The 692-nt window shown below is 50.7% G+C and carries 1 protein-coding gene; it reads right to left on the bottom strand.

The genetic code is table 11. The features are described 5' to 3' along the window. Nucleotides 1-574, bottom strand: a 574-nt coding sequence (locus tag NET02_RS16255) for a helix-turn-helix domain-containing protein (protein ID WP_284058480.1), incomplete at its 3' end; no start/stop codon positions are given. Between the last annotated feature and the right edge of the window lie 118 nt (nucleotides 575-692).

Raw genomic sequence — 692 nt, forward strand, 5'->3', positions numbered from 1 at the left:
ATGGCACTAACCGCGAGCAGTCATCGATATACGCGATCAAAAACGTTTTCTGGGCTTTCCCATGGACGCGAATCGTGGGTCCATGGGATAAGTCCCCTTGCCATAGCTCATTGATCTGGTCATACGCAAAACGCTTTCGCTCCGGCATCGGCAAGATTTCTTTCCCGACAAGGTTGTGTTTTTTCAATAATCGGTATATAGTAAAGTAAGAGATATGGTTTTTTGGGATTCCCCCCTGCTCGATCAGGTGTTCGTAGAACACCGTCACGGGCATGGTGGGATGTTCTTTTCTTAGGGCTAAAATATGATCCTCATCATCGGGCGACAGACGCCTTGAGTGGCCGCGGTCCGAACGGCGCTTCGGCTTTAAGGCGTCAAAGCCCCCTTTTTTGTATCGGGTGCACCAATCGAGGATCGTCTTGGCTGCGATTCGTTTGTCGCCTTGGTGGGGAACATGGTGCACTCGCTCGCTCACCTCTTTCAGATACGTCTTCGGTTCCACCTGCCCATTCACCAACGGAGCGATTAGCCCGTACCGAAACAAGGCAATGTCGTGTCTCATCGACTCATTCATTCAAATCTCCTCCTGGTCTCACTTGGAATCAGGACCGTTCCGGTCCTCCTGCCCTTATCGTACCGAATTGCTTTTTCTCCGTCGATAGGAAAGGTTTGTGGGAACCTCAACTATTTCC

This window comes from Thermalbibacter longus, assembly GCF_023806485.1.
Lineage (GTDB): Bacteria > Chloroflexota > Chloroflexia > Thermomicrobiales > Thermomicrobiaceae > Thermalbibacter > Thermalbibacter longus.